General features: G+C 55.3%; 14 protein-coding genes. 7 read left to right on the forward strand and 7 right to left on the reverse strand.

Annotation, left to right across the window (positions count from 1 at the left end; translation table 11 throughout):
- The first annotated feature begins 165 nt into the window (after nt 1-165).
- The 3 genes from hutU to COO59_RS12115 all read left to right on the forward strand — a co-directional run bounded on the left by hutU (nt 166) and on the right by COO59_RS12115 (nt 4,846).
- Entirely contained in the window at nt 166-1,851 is a 1,686-nt protein-coding gene (gene hutU / locus COO59_RS12105; RefSeq protein ID WP_103060049.1) for a urocanate hydratase, read from the forward strand.
- 1 nt (nt 1,852) lies between these two features.
- Nucleotides 1,853-3,382: a histidine ammonia-lyase gene (gene hutH / locus COO59_RS12110; RefSeq protein WP_103060050.1), complete on the forward strand. Its 1,530-nt coding sequence runs from the start codon at nt 1,853-1,855 to the stop codon at nt 3,380-3,382.
- 75 nt (nt 3,383-3,457) lie between these two features.
- Nucleotides 3,458-4,846 (forward strand): amino acid permease, encoded by a 1,389-nt coding sequence (locus tag COO59_RS12115; RefSeq protein ID WP_103060051.1) that lies wholly within the window; start codon nt 3,458-3,460, stop codon nt 4,844-4,846.
- 182 nt (nt 4,847-5,028) lie between these two features.
- Here COO59_RS12115 and COO59_RS12120 read toward each other — a convergent pair whose 3' ends face one another.
- The 4 genes from COO59_RS12120 to guaB all read right to left on the reverse strand — a co-directional run bounded on the left by COO59_RS12120 (nt 5,029) and on the right by guaB (nt 9,253).
- A complete protein-coding gene (locus COO59_RS12120) occupies nt 5,029-5,274 on the reverse strand; it encodes a DUF2543 family protein (RefSeq protein WP_103060052.1) in 246 nt (81 codons plus the stop codon).
- Between the two features lie 155 nt (nt 5,275-5,429).
- Nucleotides 5,430-5,915, reverse strand: coding sequence for a cold-shock protein (locus COO59_RS12125; RefSeq protein ID WP_103060053.1), 486 nt, complete (start codon nt 5,913-5,915; stop codon nt 5,430-5,432).
- A 222-nt stretch (nt 5,916-6,137) separates the two neighbouring features.
- On the reverse strand, nt 6,138-7,718 hold the full coding sequence (gene guaA / locus COO59_RS12130; RefSeq protein WP_103060054.1) for a glutamine-hydrolyzing GMP synthase: 1,581 nt from the start codon (nt 7,716-7,718) through the stop codon (nt 6,138-6,140).
- Between the two features lie 68 nt (nt 7,719-7,786).
- Nucleotides 7,787-9,253, reverse strand: a complete 1,467-nt coding sequence (gene guaB / locus COO59_RS12135; RefSeq protein WP_103060055.1) for an IMP dehydrogenase — start codon at nt 9,251-9,253, stop codon at nt 7,787-7,789.
- 170 nt (nt 9,254-9,423) lie between these two features.
- Here guaB and xseA point away from each other — a divergent pair, with 170 nt between their 5' ends.
- Entirely contained in the window at nt 9,424-10,788 is a 1,365-nt protein-coding gene (gene xseA, locus COO59_RS12140; RefSeq protein WP_103060056.1) for an exodeoxyribonuclease VII large subunit, read from the forward strand.
- A 61-nt stretch (nt 10,789-10,849) separates the two neighbouring features.
- On the opposite strand, the gene COO59_RS12145 is transcribed toward xseA, so the two are convergent.
- From COO59_RS12145 to COO59_RS12160, 3 genes are all read right to left on the reverse strand, one after another.
- Nucleotides 10,850-12,598 (reverse strand): metallophosphoesterase, encoded by a 1,749-nt coding sequence (locus tag COO59_RS12145; protein ID WP_103060057.1) that lies wholly within the window; start codon nt 12,596-12,598, stop codon nt 10,850-10,852.
- Between the two features lie 722 nt (nt 12,599-13,320).
- On the reverse strand, nt 13,321-15,681 hold the full coding sequence (locus COO59_RS12155) for a glycoside hydrolase family 31 protein (protein WP_103060059.1): 2,361 nt from the start codon (nt 15,679-15,681) through the stop codon (nt 13,321-13,323).
- A 14-nt stretch (nt 15,682-15,695) separates the two neighbouring features.
- On the reverse strand, nt 15,696-16,994 hold the full coding sequence (locus COO59_RS12160; RefSeq protein ID WP_103060060.1) for an MFS transporter: 1,299 nt from the start codon (nt 16,992-16,994) through the stop codon (nt 15,696-15,698).
- Between the two features lie 357 nt (nt 16,995-17,351).
- Between COO59_RS12160 and COO59_RS12170 the strand changes: the two genes are divergently transcribed.
- From COO59_RS12170 to COO59_RS12180, 3 genes are all read left to right on the forward strand, one after another.
- The gene (locus COO59_RS12170; protein WP_103060062.1) at nt 17,352-18,440 is read left to right on the forward strand and encodes a LacI family DNA-binding transcriptional regulator; all 1,089 of its coding nucleotides are present in this window, start codon (nt 17,352-17,354) and stop codon (nt 18,438-18,440) included.
- Between the two features lie 119 nt (nt 18,441-18,559).
- Nucleotides 18,560-19,588: a M4 family metallopeptidase gene (locus COO59_RS12175; protein WP_103060063.1), complete on the forward strand. Its 1,029-nt coding sequence runs from the start codon at nt 18,560-18,562 to the stop codon at nt 19,586-19,588.
- Complete coding sequence (locus COO59_RS12180; RefSeq protein WP_103060064.1) at nt 19,585-19,917, forward strand: protealysin inhibitor emfourin; 333 nt, start codon at nt 19,585-19,587, stop codon at nt 19,915-19,917. Before COO59_RS12175 ends, COO59_RS12180 begins: the two co-directional genes overlap by 4 nt.
- Nucleotide 19,918: the final 1 nt, after the last annotated feature.

Below are 19,918 nucleotides of genomic sequence, written 5' to 3' on the forward strand. Positions count from 1 at the left end.
CCCCTTATTTAACCAATTGATTTTAAAGGGACTTAATTGTGTATTAATTGTTAAATAGAGGCTTGCACGCATTTGTATATACAAGTATATGTGTTTGCAGTCCTTATCTGCATCCGCCCGCCGGGCCAGATAATTATTTAATGCAACCGTCAGGAGTTGACCGCGATGTCGCAAAGCAAATACCGCGAACAGGAAATCCGCGCCCCACGCGGGACCACGCTCAATGCCAAAAGCTGGCTCACCGAAGCGCCGCTGCGTATGTTGATGAACAATCTCGATCCGGACGTGGCGGAAAATCCGCACGAGCTGGTGGTATACGGCGGCATTGGCCGTGCGGCCCGCAACTGGGATTGCTTTGACGCCATTGTCGCCACGCTTAAGAAGCTGGAAAACGACGAAACGCTGCTGATTCAGTCCGGCAAGCCGGTCGGGGTATTCAAAACGCATGAAAACGCGCCGCGCGTGCTGATCGCCAACTCGAACCTGGTGCCGCACTGGGCCACCTGGGAGCATTTCAACGAGCTGGATGCCAAAGGGCTTGCCATGTATGGCCAGATGACCGCGGGAAGCTGGATCTATATTGGCAGCCAGGGCATCGTTCAGGGCACGTATGAAACCTTTGTTGAGGCGGGCCGCCAGCATTATAACGGCGATTTACAGGGCCGCTGGATCCTTACCGCTGGCCTGGGCGGCATGGGCGGCGCACAGCCGATGGCGGCCACCCTGGCTGGCGCCTGCTCGCTGAATATCGAATGCCAGCAAAGCCGCATCGATTTTCGTCTGCGTACGCGCTATGTGGATGAACAGGCCAATTCGCTTGATGACGCGCTCAGTCGCATTAAGAAATACACCGCTGAAGGCCGGGCGGTTTCTGTCGCGCTGTGCGCTAACGCGGCGGAAATCCTGCCGGAGCTGGTCAAACGCGGCGTGCATCCGGATATGGTGACCGATCAAACCAGCGCTCACGATCCGCTGCACGGTTATCTGCCGAAGGGCTGGAGCTGGGAAGAGTATCAGCGTCGGGCGCAAACGGAGCCGCAGGCGGTTACCGCGGCAGCAAAACATTCCATGGCCGACCACGTACGCGCGATGCTGGCGTTTAAAGCAATGGGCGTTCCGGTTTTCGATTACGGTAATAACATTCGCCAGATGGCGAAAGAAATGGGCGTGGCGAACGCCTTTGATTTCCCCGGCTTTGTGCCCGCCTATATTCGTCCGCTGTTCTGCCGCGGCATCGGTCCGTTCCGCTGGGCCGCGCTTTCCGGCGATCCGCAGGACATTTATAAAACCGACGCCAAAGTTAAAGAACTCATCAAAGATGATAAACACCTACACCACTGGCTGGATATGGCGCGCGAGCGCATCAGCTTTCAGGGACTGCCTGCGCGAATTTGCTGGGTAGGCCTGGAGTGGCGGCAGAAGCTGGGCCTGGCGTTTAACGAAATGGTGCGCAGCGGTGAAGTTTCCGCACCGCTCGTAATCGGCCGTGACCACCTGGATTCGGGTTCGGTGGCCAGCCCTAACCGCGAAACCGAAGCGATGCGCGACGGCTCTGACGCGGTATCTGACTGGCCGCTGCTGAATGCGCTGCTGAATACCGCCAGCGGCGCAACCTGGGTTTCTCTGCACCACGGCGGCGGCGTGGGCATGGGCTTTTCTCAGCATGCCGGGATGGTAATTGTATGCGACGGCAGCGACGACGCGGCAGCCCGCATTGCCCGCGTGCTGCATAACGATCCGGCGACCGGCGTAATGCGCCACGCTGATGCCGGTTACGACATCGCTATCAACTGCGCGGTAGAACAAGAACTTAACCTGCCGATGATCGCTGCCACACAGGAGAAACGCTGATATGAACCTTACCCTTAACCCCGGCACTCTCACCCTTGCCCAGCTACGTGAGATATACAGCCATCCGATCCATATAGAGCTTGATGAGCGCGCTATCCCGGCTATCAACGACAGCGTGAGCAGCGTCAATGCGATCCTCGCCGAAGGCCGCACCGCCTACGGCATCAATACCGGTTTTGGCCTGCTGGCCCAGACCCGCATTCCGGCAGAAGATCTGGAAAACCTGCAGCGTTCGCTGGTGCTTTCCCATGCGGCGGGCATTGGCGAACCGCTGGACGATAATCTGGTTCGCCTGATGATGGTGCTGAAAATTAACAGCCTGGCGCGCGGTTTTTCCGGCATTCGTCTCGGCGTGATTCAGGCGCTGATGGCGCTGGTAAATGCGCAGGTTTATCCATTGATTCCCGCCAAAGGCTCGGTGGGCGCATCGGGCGATCTCGCGCCGCTTGCGCATATGTCGCTGACGCTGCTTGGCGAAGGTAAAGCGCGTTATCAGGGAGAATGGCTACCTGCGGCAGAAGCGCTGAAAAAGGCCGGACTGGAGCCGATTACGCTTGCCGCTAAAGAGGGGCTGGCGCTGCTTAACGGCACCCAGACGTCTACCGCATTCGCCCTGCGCGGCCTGTTTGAAGCTGAAGATCTGTTCGCTTCGGCGGTGGTATGCGGCGCGTTAACCACCGAAGCGGTACTGGGTTCACGCCGTCCGTTCGATGCGCGTATTCATGAAGCGCGGGGCCAGCGTGGGCAGATTGATACGGCGGCGCTGTTCCGCCATCTGTTAACCGATACCAGCGAGATCGCTAAGTCACATCAAAACTGCGACAAAGTTCAGGACCCCTATTCGCTGCGCTGCCAGCCTCAGGTTATGGGCGCCTGCCTGACGCAGCTTCGCCAGGCAGCGGAGGTGTTATTGATCGAAGCTAATGCCGTTTCTGATAATCCGCTGGTATTCGCCGCTGAAAACGAAGTGATATCCGGCGGCAATTTCCACGCCGAGCCGGTGGCAATGGCTGCGGACAATATCGCGCTGGCGATCGCGGAGACTGGCGCGCTTTCCGAGCGGCGCGTCGCGCTGATGATGGATAAACATATGTCGCAGCTGCCGCCCTTTCTGGTAAAAAACGGCGGCGTTAACTCAGGCTTTATGATCGCTCAGGTGACCGCCGCCGCGCTGGCCAGCGAGAACAAAGCGCTGGCGCACCCGCACAGCGTCGATAGCCTGCCCACCTCCGCCAATCAGGAAGACCATGTTTCTATGGCGCCCGCCGCCGGTCGGCGACTTTGGGAGATGGCGGCTAACACGCGTGGCGTGATTGCTGTGGAATGGCTTGCCGCCTGCCAGGGCATCGATTTACGTGAGGGACTAAAAACCAGCCCGGCGCTGGAGAAGGCCCGCCATGTGCTGCGCGAATACGTAACGTATTACACCCAGGACCGTTTTTTTGCGCCGGACATCGAGCGCGCCGCTGAGCTGTTGAGCGCTCGTCATCTGACGGCGCTGCTGCCTGCCGTACTGCCCAGCCATCTGTAACCGTTGTTTTCTGCTCTGCCGGGAAAAACTTTCCCGGCAGCCATGCGCATATTCCACTCTTTTCAGGGCCCTGATATGCAACAACCTACGTCACACCTGCTGCGCGGACTCAGTGCGCGTCACATCCGCTTTATCGCGCTGGGTTCCGCTATCGGAACCGGGCTGTTTTATGGTTCTGCCGCCGCTATACAAATGGCGGGTCCCGCCGTGCTGCTGGCCTATCTGGTCGGCGGCGCAGCGGTATTTATCGTTATGCGCGCGCTGGGCGAAATGGCGGTGCGCCATCCCATCGCCGGCTCATTCAGCAGCTACGCCCGCCACTATTTAGGGCCGCTGGCGGGCTTTATCACCGGCTGGACCTATACCTTTGAGATGATCATCGTTTGTCTGGCGGATGTGACCGCTTTTGGCGTTTACATGGGGCTTTGGTATCCGGACGTGCCGCGCTGGATCTGGGTCTTAAGTATCATCTGCTTTATTGGCGCCCTGAATCTGTGCCACGTGCGGGTATTTGGCGAGATGGAGTTTTGGCTGTCGCTTATCAAAGTCGCGGCTATCTTTGCCATGATTGTCGCCGGAGCGGGCGTTATCCTGTTTGGCTTCGGGCACAGTTTCCCCGCCACCGGCCTGGAGAATCTCTGGACGCACGACGGCTTTGCGCCGAACGGCCTGAGCGGCGTTATCGCCGCGCTCGGCATCGTGATGTTTGCTTTTGGCGGGATTGAGATTATCGGGATTACGGCGGCGGAAGCGCGCAATCCGGAGAAGGTGATCCCCCAGGCGATTAACACCATTCCGCTGCGCATCATTCTGTTTTACGTCTGTACGCTTTTTATCCTGATGGCGATTTTCCCGTGGAACAGTATTGGTCAGCAGGGCAGCCCGTTCGTATTAATTTTTGATGGGCTGGGGCTGCCCGCCGCTGCCAACGTCCTGAATATTATTGTAATTAGCGCGACAATCTCGGCCATAAACAGCGATATTTTCGGTGCCGGACGCATGATGTACGGTATGGCGAAGGAAGGAATGGCGCCGAAAAGCTTTCTGCGTATCGCCAGTAACGGCGTGCCCTGGATGACGGTGGTGGTGCTGACGGTCGCGCTGCTGGCAGCGGTAGTGCTTAACTACCTGATCCCCGAACAGGTGTTCGTGCTTATCGCCTCGCTGGCTGCATTTGCCACCCTCTGGGTGTGGCTGATGATCCTGTTATCCCACTTCGCGATGCGCCGCAGCTTATCCACGCAACAGCGCCAGGAGATTCGTTTTCCCGTACCTTTCTGGCCGGTGGCGCCGGTGGTAACGCTGCTGTTTATGCTGCTGGTGATTGGCGTGCTGGGTGCGGTGGCGGAAACCCGCCTGGCGCTGATCGCCGGTTTGGTATGGCTGGCGATTCTGACGGCGTTTTATTTCTGGCGGATTAAAAAGCGGTTGAAACCTATGGCGCTGGAGCAGCCGGAAGGCTGAACTTTATAGCCGCTCGCTGAAGGGAGTCAGAACCTGGCAATGCGTGACAACTTGCGCCGCGAGAAGGAGCTAAGCAGGCGCAGGTTGTTAGTGGATTAACCATGATGCCGTCGTCTTAAGGAAGCAGCCGCGGCTGGATTCGGCTGCAAAATCCAAATCCGTTTCGGCGGTAAGCTCAGGCGCTATTCATTGCCCCATTGATTCAGGAACATCGCTATCTCATCGATGCGTTCTGCGTCAATACCGGCTTCATTGGCCATCTCTTGCTGCGCATTTTCACTGATTTCTTCGTTATTCATTAAGCGGGTAAGCAGCAGTTGGAAATAGCGCGCCAGGGAGTCGTGTTCTGACTCGCTCACCGGCTTTGCCGTTTCCGTCGCATACTCATCCACGATGTCATAATATTTAAGCGGTATCTCTTCGTTCATACGTTGCCCCCAGGGGTTAAGCACTCTGTCAGTGCTGCCTGCATCGTCTGGCCTGGATAAGCAGAGCGGGTGAAGCAACCCTGTATCGCGGCGCATTGCGGTCAGTCAGCGATGCCGACTCCTGCTTATGGCTGGCGCAGGATGTCGATATGCAATCATTTCAGCTTAAGCAGTTTTACCGTCTCATCCACGTCTATCTCATCTTCCGAGAAGATTAATGTCGTTCCCTGGAAGGTGGTAATCGCCAGTTTTTTCAGCGAGCGCATTTCACCAGGCTTTGCGGCTGATTTCGGCCTGATATTATTCATCAGTCCTCCCACAGACAGCACCGTATTTTCTTTATCGATGCGGGTATCGGCAGGCACTTCTTCGCTATAAACCAGGTAAGACTTGATCGACGTGAGCTTAAGGCGCTCGCCCGCGATATAGAGGTATTTGCTTTCCGGTACGACTTTCACAGCATATGCTGACAGGCCCTTGTTATTGGTGGTGGGTTCGAAAGTCACCGCCGCATCTTTCTTAATCAGCTCAGGATTGGCGACCTTAATCACATGAAAATAACGGTTATCACCGTTCTCATCTTTGATAAATCCAAAACCTTTATCTTCAAACCACGTCGTGATCGTACCTTTCATCGCCATTACCGCCTGGTTAATCGTTTATCTACTCAATTTTTGCAGCGCGCAGTGTAAAACACAATGTCGGCGCAAACCATGTCTTTGGTTTACGTCTGGATGAACAGTTTCTGTTACACGTGGGACGGCGGGTAAAAGCGTAAGCGACGCAGAGCATGTCGGATATAAAAAAGCCCGCATAATGCGGGCTCAGGAAATGCTTACTGCTTAATTGAGCCGGAAGCGAAATCATTCCCACTCAATGGTTGCTGGCGGTTTACCGGAAATATCGTAAACCACGCGGGAGATGCCGTTCACTTCATTGATGATGCGGTTGGAAACGCGGCCAAGGAACTCATACGGCAGATGCGCCCAGTGCGCGGTCATAAAGTCGATGGTTTCTACCGCGCGCAGGGACACCACCCAGTCATATTTACGACCGTCGCCCATGACGCCCACCGAGCGTACCGGCAGAAATACGGTAAAGGCCTGGCTCACTTTGTTGTAGAGATCGGCTTTACGCAGCTCTTCAATAAAGATGGCGTCGGCGCGACGCAGCAGATCGCAATACTCTTTCTTCACTTCGCCCAGCACGCGTACGCCAAGGCCCGGACCTGGGAACGGATGGCGATACAGCATATCGTAAGGCAGGCCCAGCTCCAGACCAATCTTACGCACTTCATCTTTGAACAGCTCTTTCAGCGGCTCAACCAGTCCCAGCTTCATCTCTTTCGGCAGGCCGCCGACGTTGTGGTGCGATTTAATCACATGCGCCTTGCCGGTGGCGGAGGCGGCGGATTCGATTACGTCCGGGTAGATGGTGCCCTGCGCCAGCCATTTCACCTCGGTGAGACTGGTCGCCTGCTCGTCAAATACTTCTACAAACACGCGGCCAATGGTTTTACGTTTGGCTTCGGGCTCATCAATACCCGCCAGCGCATCGAGGAAGCGCGCCTCTGCCGGTACGTGAATGATATTCAGGCCGAAATGATCGCCGAACATGTCCATTACCTGCTCCGCTTCGTTCAGACGCAGCAGGCCGTTATCGACAAATACGCAGGTCAAACGATCGCCGATGGCGCGATGCAGCAGCATGGCCGTCACGGAAGAATCGACGCCGCCGGAGAGACCGAGAATAACTTTATCGTTGCCAACCTGCTCGCGCAGTCGCTCAACGGCATCTTCAATGATTTTTTCCGGCGTCCACAGCGCTTCACATTCGCAGATGTCGCGCACAAAGCGCTCCAGCATACGCAGGCCCTGGCGGGTATGGGTCACTTCCGGATGGAACTGCACGCCGTAGAAGCGCTTCTCTTCGTTCGCCATAATGGCAAACGGACAGGTTTCGGTGCTGGCAACGGTCACAAAGTCAGACGGGATCGCGGTGACTTTATCACCGTGGCTCATCCACACGTCCAGCAGCGGCAGGCCAGCGGCGCTAACGGAATCTTCGATACCGCGTACCAGCGCGCTGTTGGTTCTGACTTCCACCTGCGCATAGCCGAACTCGCGCTCGCTGGAGCCTTCTACTTTGCCGCCCAGCTGCATCGCCATGGTCTGCATGCCATAGCAAACGCCCAGAACCGGCACGCCAGCGTTAAAGACATATTCCGGCGCGCGCGGGCTGTTAAGCTCGGTGGTGCTTTCCGGGCCGCCGGACAGAATAATACCGCTCGGCTTAAATCCGCGGATCTGCTCTTCAGTAACATCCCACGCCCAAAGCTCACAGTAAACGCCCAGCTCGCGCACGCGGCGTGCAACCAGCTGGGTATACTGCGAACCAAAATCGAGGATTAAAATACGGTGCTTATGAATATTTTCCGTCGTCATTAAGGCAATTCCAGGGCGATAGACTCAATAAAAGCGCCCGGCTGAGACCGGGCGAGAAAGGTTCGGGATTACGATCCCATGCGGTAGTTCGGAGACTCTTTCGTAATGGTCACGTCATGAACGTGGCTTTCCGAAATGCCCGCGCCGCTGATACGAACAAATTCTGCTTTGGTGCGCAGCTCTTCAATGGTGGCGCAGCCGGTCAGGCCCATGCAGGAGCGCAGGCCGCCCATCTGCTGATGAACGATCTCTTTCAGGCGGCCTTTATAAGCCACACGGCCTTCGATACCTTCCGGCACCAGCTTATCCGCTGCGTTGTCGCTCTGGAAGTAACGGTCGGAAGAGCCTTTGGACATCGCGCCCAGCGAACCCATACCGCGATAGGATTTAAACGAGCGGCCCTGATACAGCTCGATTTCGCCCGGCGATTCTTCAGTACCGGCCAGCATAGAACCGACCATCACGCAGGAAGCGCCAGCCGCAATCGCCTTGGCAATATCGCCGGAGAAACGAATGCCGCCATCGGCGATAACCGGCACGCCGGTGCCTTCCAGCGCTTCTACCGCGTCGGAAACGGCGGTGATCTGCGGTACGCCGACGCCGGTCACGATACGGGTGGTACAGATAGAGCCAGGGCCAATACCGACTTTCACCGCGCTTACGCCCGCCTCAGCCAGCGCACGTGCGCCCGCGCCGGTGGCGACATTGCCGCCGATGATTTGCAGATCGGGATATTTAGCGCGGGTTTCGCGAATGCGCTGCAGCACGCCTTCGGAATGTCCGTGAGAGGAGTCAATCAACAATACGTCAACGCCAGCGGCAACCAGCGCATCCACGCGCTCTTCGTTACCGGCGCCGGCACCGACCGCCGCGCCAACGCGCAGGCGACCATGCTCATCTTTACAGGCCAGCGGTTTACGCTCTGCCTTCTGAAAATCTTTTACGGTGATCATGCCCAGCAGGCGGAAGCTATCATCCACCACCAGCGCTTTTTCTACGCGCTTCTCGTGCATTTTCTGCAGCACCACTTCACGCGCCTCACCCTCTTTCACCGTGACCAGGCGCTCTTTCGGCGTCATCACCGCCGTCACCGGCAGGTTCAGATCGGTAACGAAACGCACATCGCGACCGGTAATAATGCCAACCAGTCGGTTATCATCACTCACCACCGGATAGCCTGCGAAGCCGTTACGCTCGGTCAGTTCTTTTACTTCGCGCAGCGTCGTGGTCGGCAACACGGTTTGTGGATCGGTAACCACGCCGCTTTCATGTTTCTTCACCTTGCGCACTTCTTCCGCCTGGCGCTCGATGGACATATTTTTGTGGATAAAGCCCAGCCCGCCTTCCTGCGCCAGTGCGATAGCCAGACCGGCTTCGGTCACGGTATCCATAGCGGCAGAGAGCATTGGAATGTTCAGACGAATTTTTTTGGTCAGTTGGGTACTGAGATCGGCCGTGTTAGGCAGGACAGTAGAGTGAGCAGGAACGAGCAAAACATCGTCGAAAGTGAGTGCTTCTTTAGCGATTCGTAGCATGGCAATATCTCAACCTGGGGGTGAATGAGAACAGATAAAATATTGCCGCGGCATTATACAGGCCGTAATCGGTTGCCTCCAGCTTTTTTTCAGAAAAAGTCTTGATCCTCTGTATCAGCCATGTAGTATCGACTAATTAACCCGCTGATTTATTATTTGATCTTCATCACATGTCGCTACCTCCTTCCGCCAATATTTTTACCGTTAGCCGCCTTAACACCACGGTGCGTCAGCTGCTGGAGGGCGAAATGGGGCATATCTGGCTTAGCGCGGAAATCTCCAACTTTACGCAGCCCGCTTCCGGTCACTGGTACTTTACGCTCAAAGACGATACCGCCCAGGTGCGCAGCGCGATGTTTCGCAACAGCAACCGGCGCGTGACCTTCCGTCCGCAGCATGGTCAACAGGTGCTGGTGCGCGCCACGGTCACGCTCTATGAGCCGCGCGGGGATTATCAGCTGATTGTGGAGAGTATGCATCCGGCCGGTGAAGGTCTGCTGCAACAGCAGTTTGAACAGCTGAAACAGCGGCTGGCGGCGGAGGGCCTGTTCGAACAGCAGCATAAACAGCCGCTGCCCGATCCGGCGCGCCAGGTCGGGGTGATTACCTCCGCCACCGGCGCGGCGCTGCACGACGTGCTGCGCGTGCTGCATCGTCGCGATCCTTCGCTGCCGGTTATCATCTATCCAACGGTAGTTCAGGGTAACGACGCGCCCGCCGCCATTACCCGCGCCATTGAGCTGGCTAACCAGCGTAACGAATGTGACGTGCTGATTGTGGGACGCGGCGGCGGCTCGCTGGAAGATTTGTGGTGTTTTAACGATGAGCGCGTGGCGCGCGCTATTTTTGCCAGCCGTATTCCGATTGTCAGCGCGGTAGGCCATGAAACCGACGTGACCATTGCCGATTTCGTGGCCGATCTGCGCGCGCCGACGCCTTCGGCCGCGGCGGAGGTCGTTAGCCGTAATCAGGTGGAGCTGCTGCGTCAGCTGCAGTCGCAGCAGACGCGGCTGGAGATGGCGATGGATTACTATCTTGCTCAGCAGCAGCGCACCTTTACCCGCTTGCAGCATCGTCTGCAGCAGCAGCATCCGCAGCTGCGTCTGGCGCGCCAGCAAACTGCCCTGTTCCGCCTGCAGCGTCGGCTGGATGAGGCGATGCAGCTACGGCTGCGTGACGCCACGCGTCAGCAGGATCGCCTGACTCAACGGCTCACGGCACAGCAGCCGCAGCGTAATATCATCCGGGCGCAGCAGCAGCTGCAACAGTGGCGTTATCGTCTGGCGCAGGCGATGCAGCAGCAGCTAAGCGGTGACAAGCAGCGCTTTGGCGTGCTGGTGGCGCATCTGGAAGGCGTCAGCCCGCTGGCGACGCTGGCGCGCGGCTTTAGCGTGACGCAAACCTCCAACGGCGAAGTGCTGAAAGCCACCACGCAGGTGCAGCCGGGAGAGCGACTGCAAACCCGACTGCAGGATGGCTGGGTGGAAAGCGAAGTGAAAGCAATCATGTCGTTTGCTGGCGCGGTGAAGAAATAAAGCTGGCCACGTTTAAAGGTGGCCAGCTGTGGTTAGTAAACTATCGCGAGTAGTTGTCTGGTTAAATACAGGGTGCGGCTTTCGTTATTCCTTTTTCACCCGCATACTCCCAGTATTGGTCGCTGTTATCGCGGTTTGGTAGTGGGTTAGAACTTGAATCTGCTCTTTTTGCCTTAAAATAGCGCACCGCAGGGACACTGTTGCCTTGCAGATCGGTTAACTCCCAGTTCTGATAATTATTGGTAAATTTCAGCGTAGAGTTAGTACCATACACATCCCTGCCTGCGTTTGCATCCAATATACGTTTGGTCCCCAGGCTACGCAGCTGAATGATACCGCCATAGCTATACTTTAATAACGCCCAGTACTGATAAGCACCGCCGTTCCATTGCCTGGTGTAAATATTACCCTTGCTATCCCCATCCAGCACTTTATTATCTTTAACATGAATAATCTTATAATACTTTTCATTGTTACTATCGGTCCACATATGCTGAAGTTTCCAGCGCATATAAGGATTAGCAGTATTTAATTTATTGGTATAAACATCGCCTTCGGCGTTGGCATCAAGTGCATTTGATGTTTTTACCTGTCTTAAAAGAAAGGTTTGATTCTCATCGGGGATAAGTTCTGTTCTGACAAAATGCCCGGCAGGAACGTACTCACCAGGTCTGTAGCACTTCGGAGGCGGCGCAGGTTTAATGAAATCTCCACGATCGTATATCATGGTGACTTTATCATCTGTAACCCGATAGCTTTGTACCTGGAAACTATCTTTTTTAACATTCAGAATATCGAAATAGCCAGCATACAGCGCACCGGAAGTATATACAGGAACGTTGCCAAATAGGTGATGATAGGTAACCGCAGGATAATGCGTATGCCCAACGAATACGGCAGAAACTTTATACTCATCGAAGATAGCTTTCAGCACTTGTTTTTCATAATCCGTAGCTTCATTAATCCATTCAAGTGCATGAAAATTAACAAAAATATGGTTAGCACCGCGCAGCCTGGCATGATCCAAATCATGTCGTAACCACGAAAGTGAGTCAGTAATAAAATAGCGGAGGTGGGCAAATGAATTATTAATATATACACTATAGGTAGGCGCAAGGTGAAGCTGTACAAAATGAACTTTGCCGCTCTCCGGTGAATCCTCATCCCACGAGTATGCCTGGCTTCCCAGTAGTAAGTCCGATTCTTTCCTGGCGCTGTCTATGCTAAAATTTTTTAACTTATGACTATAGTTACTCGTCAGGCTTCCCAGATGGCCTAACATCATATAGGCACAGGCGTTAGTAGAAAAATCCAGATATTCAGGTCGGGTGCAATCACGAACGTTACGCTCATAATCATGGTTACCATAACCGAGCATGACAGGAACCGCCAACCTATCATAAACTGTGTGGTAGGACTTTAACTGGCTGTCTCTGCCAAATTCAGTAATATCGCCATTTATAATACCGTATTTAATATTAAGATCATAAATTTTACTATTTATCCCGAGAACGACCTCACGATTAAAATCTTCCCACTGGCTGGCTGTTTTTGAGCTATTCGGGTCGGGTGAACCTGGCCCCTGGCCCATTCGCCATGCCTGCGGATCGGCCATAATTAAATACCTGACTCCTATACTCCACGGTTTAAAATCGTTAGATGGGATGTCAAATACTGGGTCCCTTACTGGAAAAACGCCAGTCATGCTGTTGGATGCGGTGTCTCTTGATTTAAACTCGTCAGCAAAACTGTTGAATGCTGTAGCAAATAACAATGAGATCAGTAAAATTTCCTTTCTATTATATTTCACAAATAATCCTCTGAGGTTAGGGTAAAATCCCGCCTGCCGCCTAAGCAATACAACGCTGTATTTCTTTCAATATTTACTTATTACAGAACAGTTCTTTTTTATGACGTTTTGCTATTTTTTAATAGCGTATTGCAGTTAAAAGCCTGGTCAGCAATGGCCGTATTCTGTTCCACCTTGCCATTACGGTAAAAATCATTACAGACCAGCCGAATAGCAGCTATTTTAAGGCGCACCTGTAGTAAAAAAGTAATCACATATGGTTTCAGGTTGCAAAATAAATTTGTCTTAATTAAGTCATTGAGTGGCGTTAAACGGTAGGGAAAGATAAGAATAATAATTAACTTATTAATAAGTAACAATTAAATTAAATATACCTTTAGGCAGGATAAGATTATTTTCCCTTAAAAACCTACCTGCCGCTTTTTCAAAAAGAATAAAATAGATCTCAAAAAGGCTCCCCCTTATATTCTCCATGACTTAATATAATCAAATCATGCTCGCTTCAGGGTAAATGATATTTTTATTTCTCACTATCCAGCCGTAATAGCAATGCAGGTTGCACCATTTCTTTAATGAGTGAAAATGGCGCACAGAATATGCTCTGTAAATAACAGCATTCCAGCCTGAGAAACCAACGTAACGGCAGAAGGGCGGCGGAGAAAAAGCACAGGCTATCGTCCCGCTAAAAAAGCCGCGCAAAAAAAGCGCGGCTGAATAGTAGGTTACAGGCCATAGTCCGCAGCGCGTGCGCCGTTCACCCACAGCTCGCGCTGTTCGCCGGGCGGTAGCGTAATGTGTAAACGCCGCCATGCGGGCTGATAACGCCCTTCCCGCTCCACACTCAGTTCAATGCGCGTGGCGTTACAAGCCATCCGCCAGCGCAGCCAGAGCGCATCGCCCTGGCGCCAGCGATGGCTTTCGCCGTCATCCTCGAAAATCATCCCTTCACTCTGCCCTTCCGACAGTGGGAACAGCCGCAGCTCGCGCCAATCGTCCGCCAGCGCATCCACATGCGCCATCCGCTGCGACAGCGGCAGCCCTGCCCCGGCGCGAACCAGCAGCGGCAGCCGTTCCAGCGGCGCATCCAGCGTGATCCATTGTCCGCCGCCGTACCACTGCCCGCTCCAGTAGCAGTACCAGCCCGTGCCGTTATCCGGCAGCCAGACCGCGCGCTGTCGCTGCTCCGGCTCGACTACGCTTGCCACCAGCAGGTCGCGTCCGAGAAGAAAATCGTCAGTTTCCTGCCAGGTTTGCGCGTCATGCTCATGGTCGAGGAAAGTGGGCCGTAACAGCGGCTCGTCGCAAACGCTGGCCTGCCACAGCAGGGTGTAAAAATAGGGCAACAGGCGATAGCGCAGACGGATCGCCTCACGCACTATCGCCGTCACGCCGGGATACATCCACGGCTCATTCACCGTGCCGTCATCGTTCCACGAATGAATGGTAAAGCGTGGATGCATGACGCCGTTCTGTACCCAGCGAACAAACAGCTCCGCATCCGGCCTGTCGCCGGAGAAGCCGCCGACATCATGCCCGATGTTATACAGCCCGGAAAGACTCATCCCTAAACCCATACGGATGTTGTAGCGCAGCGTCTGCCAGCTGGTGCGGTTGTCGCCACTCCAGGTCTGTACATAGCGCTGCATACCGGCACAGCCGGAGCGCGAAATCAAATAAGGCCGCCGCTGCGGTGCAAAACGCTGCTGCGCCTCCAGAGAGGCGCGCATCATCAGCAGCGGCATCACCGGGCGAAGATGTTTAATCGCCACGGGACGGCCAAAACCGTGACAGCGCGCCTCGCCGTCCCAGATCTCATATTCATTGTTGTCGTTCCAGGTTGAATCGATGCCCATCTCCAGCAGCTGGTCGGAAACGCCCTGCTGCCACCAGCGAATAGCCGCCGGATTAGTGAAATCGAGGTGGGAGCCTTCATCATCCCAGAAACAGGAGCGCTCCGGCGCATCGCTCTCTGAATCGCGGATAAACAACCCCTGCTGTGCCACCTGCTCGTAGAGCGGATGATCCTGCAGCAGGCAGGGCTTAATATTAGCCGCCAGACGTAGCCCGGCATCATGAAACGCCTGGCTCAGCGCACGCGGCTGCGGCACTTTTTCATAGTTCCAGTTAAATACATAGCGCTTGTTGCCGATCGAGGTGTAGCCGGACGAGAGCTGGAAAGAGTCACAGGGGATCGCATGCTGGCGACAGAGCTGAATAAACTGCTGTAGCTGCTGCTGTGCGTCGGGCGCATCGGTGTAGTGCATCGTCGAGCCGCTGTAGCCCAGGCTCCATTTAGGCGCGAAACAGCTTTTACCGGTGAGCCGCACAAAGGCTTTGGTGACATCCAGCACCTGCGGGCCGAAAAACAGGTAATAGTCGAGATCGCCCGCCTCCGCCTGATAGCGCCGGTAAGGCTGATGGTAGTTATCCAGCTCATTGCCGAGGTCGAGCCAGCAGCTGCTAAGATTGTCGTAAAACAGCCCGAAACTGACCGGCCCATGACGGGTAATGGTAAAGGGAATATGCTTATAGAGCGGATCGGTGCTGGCGGCGTTATAGCCCATCGCATCGAGATTGCGCATTTCAAAGCGCCGTCCGCTACGCTCAAGGTCGCCCGATTTTTCCCCCAGCCCGTAGTAGCGATCGTCGGCGAAACGCCGCTGATAGTGCGCCACGCCGTCGCTGTGCGTATTCAGCAGGTAGGCGCTGGTGCGGCGATCTTCAGTCAGTATTTGCCATTGATTATCCGTATCAAGATATTCCCACTCCAGCCAGAGCGGCTGATGCACCGTTACGCGCAGGTTCTGGCTGCTGATAACCAGCCGCTCGTCGTAGGTTTGCAGATGATAGCCCGGCAGACTGAAGCCCTCCACGCTCAGACGATCGCGCCCCTCCCAGGGCACATCCTCTTCCGGCGCGATGCTCCAGGTGCGATCCAGCGCCAGCTCGCCATGGCGTTTGATCAGGATGCGAAACAGCGACTCTTCCAGCACGTAAAGGCAGAACAGGTGCTGCCCGTCCACCCGCAGCTCGATCCTGTCGGCGTACTCCCCCACCAGCGTCCAGTTTTTTAGCGTTTTCATATCCACTCCAGCATTTAACGTTTTTTAGCGCCGCGCTCGGCCAGCAGAGCGATCAGGAACAGCGCGCCGATAAGGTCAAAAAAACCCATCGCCACAAACAGCGGGCCGAAGCCGATGGTGTCGGAAACGGCGCCGATGAGCAGGGAAAAGAGGAAACTGGCGATCCAGGCGCAGGAGCCGCGCATACCGTTGACGGTCGCCATCTGATTTTTATCGAACGACTCCACCACTAACGCACTCAGCATGCAGGAGATCACCTGGTGGCCGAAGCCGCCGACGGAGATCAGCGCAATCGCCAGCAGCGGATCTTTGGTCACGGCGACCAGCGTCAGCGAGAGCATCAGGAAAGCGCCGGTGACAGAGCTGGCGATCACTGAATTAATGCGCCGGAAGCCGAACCATTTGCGATACAGTTTGGTGAGATAGCCGCTGGCGACGCTGCCAATATCGGCCGCCAGAAAAGGCAGCCAGGCGAACAGCGCAATCTGTTTGAGGTCCATGCCACGCTCAGTGGCAAGATAGAGCGGCACCCAGAAGCTGAAGACCGCCCATGCCGGCTCGGCGAGAAAGGCCGGAATGGCAATGCCGTAAAACTTTTTATCGCGGCAGAGCCGCCCCAGTGAAGTGAAAAACGCCAGCTTCGGCAGGTCCGGCTCATTATCTTCGCGAATGAGATCCAACTCCTGCTGACTAAGATTTGGGTGCTGCTGCGGCGCATGATAAAAGCGCCACCACAGCACCACCCAGACTAAGCCCAGCGCGCCAGAAAAGAGAAAGGCGCCCTGCCAGCCCAGCGTCAGATGAGTGACCACGATAACCGGCGGCGCCAACATCGCGCCGACAGAGAAGCCTACGCCAGCCCAACCGGCGGCGACGGGACGCTCTTTTTTGGGAAACCAGTCGGCGATGGCGCGGGCATTGGCGGGCGTGGCGGCCGCCTCGGCGCCGCCCATAAAAAAGCGCAGCAGCGCCAGCTGCACCCAGCTTCCCGCCCCGGCGTGCAGCATACAGACCAGCGCCCAGAGAATGGCGCAGATCATAAAGCCGGTTTTCAGGCCAATCACATCGATCAGCCAGCCGCAAAGCGGCTGGAACAGGGTATAGGCGAGCTGAAACGCCGCCACCACCCAGGAGTACTGTTCGGTGGACATATTCAGGCTGACTTTCAGCTCCGGTGCCAGAATTCCCAGCGAATTACGGGTGATATAGTTAATGGTGATGCCCAGCAGGAATAACGCCAGCATCCACCAGCGTAACGATTTGAATTTAGGTGAGGACCGGGTTGCGGTTGCCTGTTCTGTTTCAATACTCATCGGTTTTCTCCGTCGCCGCCTGTTTATGCGGCTCGCCCGCAGGCGCTTCAGTAGTGGTATCGAAGGCTACAACAGCGGTGCAATGCGATGGCTTTCACAAAACAGCCTCATCACCAGCATAACCCTATGATTATCAGTTGATTTTTTTGGCGAACCGTCAGCATAGTGAAGCGCCGCGCCTGACCAACAGGGATACCGTCGCAGACTAACCGGCGACTTCGCCGGGCGAAACGCCATTTTTGCAAAATTTTCATCCATAAGCAGGTTACTGATGATGATCTCCTCTACGCCCGCAGCAGCCAGTCATCCGCCCGTGATGAAAAAATTTTCATCGCCTGATTTGAAAGAGATCACAAAATGAATGGAAAGTTAAAAATCAGCCTGATTGCCCAGCAAACCGGGCTGTCAATCAGCACTGTTTCGCGCGTACTGGCGGGGAAAGCCAATATCAGCGACGCCACCCGCCAGAAGGTGTTAGCCTGCGCGCGCCAGCACGGCATTTTGCAGGAGCTGTCGCAGGGAAGACTGATGCTGAACAGCCTGATGATTTTTGCGCCGCCGCGCGCGTTTTCCGTACGCACCGACATTTTTTACTACAAGGTGATTCAGAGCGTAATCGAGGCGCTCAGGCCGTATGAGGTGCGCATCAGCTCCTGCGGACTGGCGGAGGAGCAGAGCGACAGCGCGCTGTTTGTCGAAAGGATGAATCATCCTCAGACCCAGGCGGCGCTAATTGTTGGCATTGACGATCCGCATATTCATTCGCTGGCGGCGGATTTGAATAAGCCCTGCATATTAATTAACTGCAGCGATCGTGAAATGCGCCTCGACAGCGTTTCCCCCGATCATCAGCTGATCGGGGAATTTTCCGCCAGCTATCTGTTCCAGCAGGGGCACCGCGAAATCCTTAATTTGCAGTGCCTGCGTCGCGCTACGATGGAGATGCGCCTGGCCGGGATCCGCCAGGCATGGATGCGGCAGAATCTCACCTTTGACGCAGGCCGGCATCTGGTAACAACGGCCGGCTTCGGCGCGGAAGAGGCGGAGCTGGCGGTAACCAGCTGGCTCAACGCCCTGCCCGATCGTAGCTGTCAGCCGAGCGCGATCCTCGCCGGCGGCGACTTTATGGCGATGGGCGCGGTCGCGGCGATAAAAAAACAGGGTTTGTCAGTGCCCGGTGATATTTCAGTGATGAGCACCGACAGCTCGAATCTGGCGGAGATCCACGATGTCCCCTTAACCTCGGTGCAGGTGCCGCGAGATGAACTGGGATTTGAGGCGATCCAGCTATTACAGCGTCGGCTGCTGCGGCCAACCGCCCCGCCCTGTAATCTGTTACTTCAGGGAAAACTGGCGGTACGGGAATCGGTGCGGCGTTTCAGCGTGCACAAAATGAAACCGGCGCTAAGTACGCATCATCCACAGCTCTATGACGATCGTATATGACATTAAATTTTTAATGCATAAACGATCGGAGCGTGAGCCGGACCCCGTGCATATCTGGGCTACACTTAGCTGAATACGCTTTCATTAACGAGGGTTATTTCAGCCTAAGGAGAGCCACCATGTCCTGTACCTCTGTCTGCCCGGTTATTCCTCCCTATATTCTGCGTAAAATCATCGATAACGGATCGGGACATCAGCAAGACTACGCCCGTCGCACGTTAAACCATGTCCAGCAGCTGATGGCGCTTAACTGGCAGAAGCCGACAGCGCCGAAAAACGCCGTGGGCGGCCATGTCGATCGTGAAATTTATGATGCGCAAAACACGGAAAGTCTGCCCGGAACGCTGGTGCGTAAAGAAGGCCAGCCTGGCAACAGTGATATTGCCGCCACCGAAGCCTGGGATTCTTTGGGCGTAACCTATGATTTCTTCTGGCAGGCTTATCAGCGTAACTCGCTGGATAATCAGGGTTTAACGCTAATGGGCACGGTCCATTACGGTAAAAAGTATCAAAACGCCTTCTGGAACGGACAGCAGATGGTGTTTGGCGACGGCGACGGCGAAATTTTTAACCGCTTCACCATTGCTATTGACGTCGTGGCGCATGAGCTGACGCACGGCGTAACGGAAACCGAAGCCGGGCTGATCTATTTTGAACAGGCTGGCGCGCTGAATGAATCGATCTCCGACGTCTTTGGATCGCTGGTTAAGCAGTTCCATCGCAAGCAAACTGCGGATCAGGCCGACTGGATTATCGGCGAAGGTCTGTTGGCGGAAGGCATCAACGGACGCGGTCTGCGCTCAATGGCCGAGCCGGGCAGCGCCTATAACGATCCGATGCTGGGCAAAGATCCGCAGCCGGGCCATATGCGCGACTATGTTCAAACCCGCGAAGATAACGGCGGGGTTCATCTTAACTCCGGCATCCCTAACCGTGCATTTTACCTGGCGGCCAAAGCGCTGGGCGGCTACGCCTGGGAACTGGCGGGACGCGCCTGGTATGACACCGTTTGCGATAAAGAGCTGCCACAGGATGCAGATTTTAAAACCTTTGCGCAGTTCACCCTTCGCCATGCGCAAAATCGTTTTAATAAGGAGACGGCGCAGACCATTGAGAATGCATGGCAAGAAACGGGCGTTTTATCATGAAAGAATTACCGGAACTGACCAACGACGCCGTGATCGATCTGGCGCGCGAAGGCGGCTTTGCCTATATCCCTAAACTGGCCGGTCAGCGGCGTATTGCGCTGGGGCAGCTGGCCGATCCGCAACGAGAGCGGGTTTGCGAAATCCTGCGGCACTCTTTAGCGGTGGGTGAACCGGCCGATAAACCGCAGCAGGCCGGGCGTGGCGATCAATACTATTACCGTATCCAGATTAGCTACGATACGCCGCATCGCTCCGGCGATATTGTGATTGTGATCCCCGACAGCCTGGCGCCGCCGGAGCTTAAGGCGCTGTGGAAAGAGGGCGAGTAAG

Source organism: Mixta theicola, assembly GCF_002895925.1.
In the GTDB taxonomy this organism is placed as follows: domain Bacteria; phylum Pseudomonadota; class Gammaproteobacteria; order Enterobacterales; family Enterobacteriaceae; genus Mixta; species Mixta theicola.

Bases quoted from the DNA above. Each gene is read 5' to 3' on its own strand.
- guaA (WP_103060054.1), bottom strand. From the start codon at position 7,718: ATGACGACGGAAAATATTCATAAGCACCGTATTTTAATCCTCGATTTT.
- guaB (WP_103060055.1), bottom strand. From the start codon at position 9,253: ATGCTACGAATCGCTAAAGAAGCACTCACTTTCGACGATGTTTTGCTC.
- COO59_RS12155 (WP_103060059.1), bottom strand. From the start codon at position 15,681: ATGAAAACGCTAAAAAACTGGACGCTGGTGGGGGAGTACGCCGACAGG.
- COO59_RS12115 (WP_103060051.1), top strand. From the start codon at position 3,458: ATGCAACAACCTACGTCACACCTGCTGCGCGGACTCAGTGCGCGTCAC.
- COO59_RS12175 (WP_103060063.1), top strand. From the start codon at position 18,560: ATGTCCTGTACCTCTGTCTGCCCGGTTATTCCTCCCTATATTCTGCGT.
- xseA (WP_103060056.1), top strand. From the start codon at position 9,424: ATGTCGCTACCTCCTTCCGCCAATATTTTTACCGTTAGCCGCCTTAAC.
- COO59_RS12160 (WP_103060060.1), bottom strand. From the start codon at position 16,994: ATGAGTATTGAAACAGAACAGGCAACCGCAACCCGGTCCTCACCTAAA.
- COO59_RS12170 (WP_103060062.1), top strand. From the start codon at position 17,352: ATGAATGGAAAGTTAAAAATCAGCCTGATTGCCCAGCAAACCGGGCTG.
- COO59_RS12180 (WP_103060064.1), top strand. From the start codon at position 19,585: ATGAAAGAATTACCGGAACTGACCAACGACGCCGTGATCGATCTGGCG.
- COO59_RS12125 (WP_103060053.1), bottom strand. From the start codon at position 5,915: ATGGCGATGAAAGGTACGATCACGACGTGGTTTGAAGATAAAGGTTTT.
- hutU (WP_103060049.1), top strand. From the start codon at position 166: ATGTCGCAAAGCAAATACCGCGAACAGGAAATCCGCGCCCCACGCGGG.
- COO59_RS12120 (WP_103060052.1), bottom strand. From the start codon at position 5,274: ATGAACGAAGAGATACCGCTTAAATATTATGACATCGTGGATGAGTAT.
- hutH (WP_103060050.1), top strand. From the start codon at position 1,853: ATGAACCTTACCCTTAACCCCGGCACTCTCACCCTTGCCCAGCTACGT.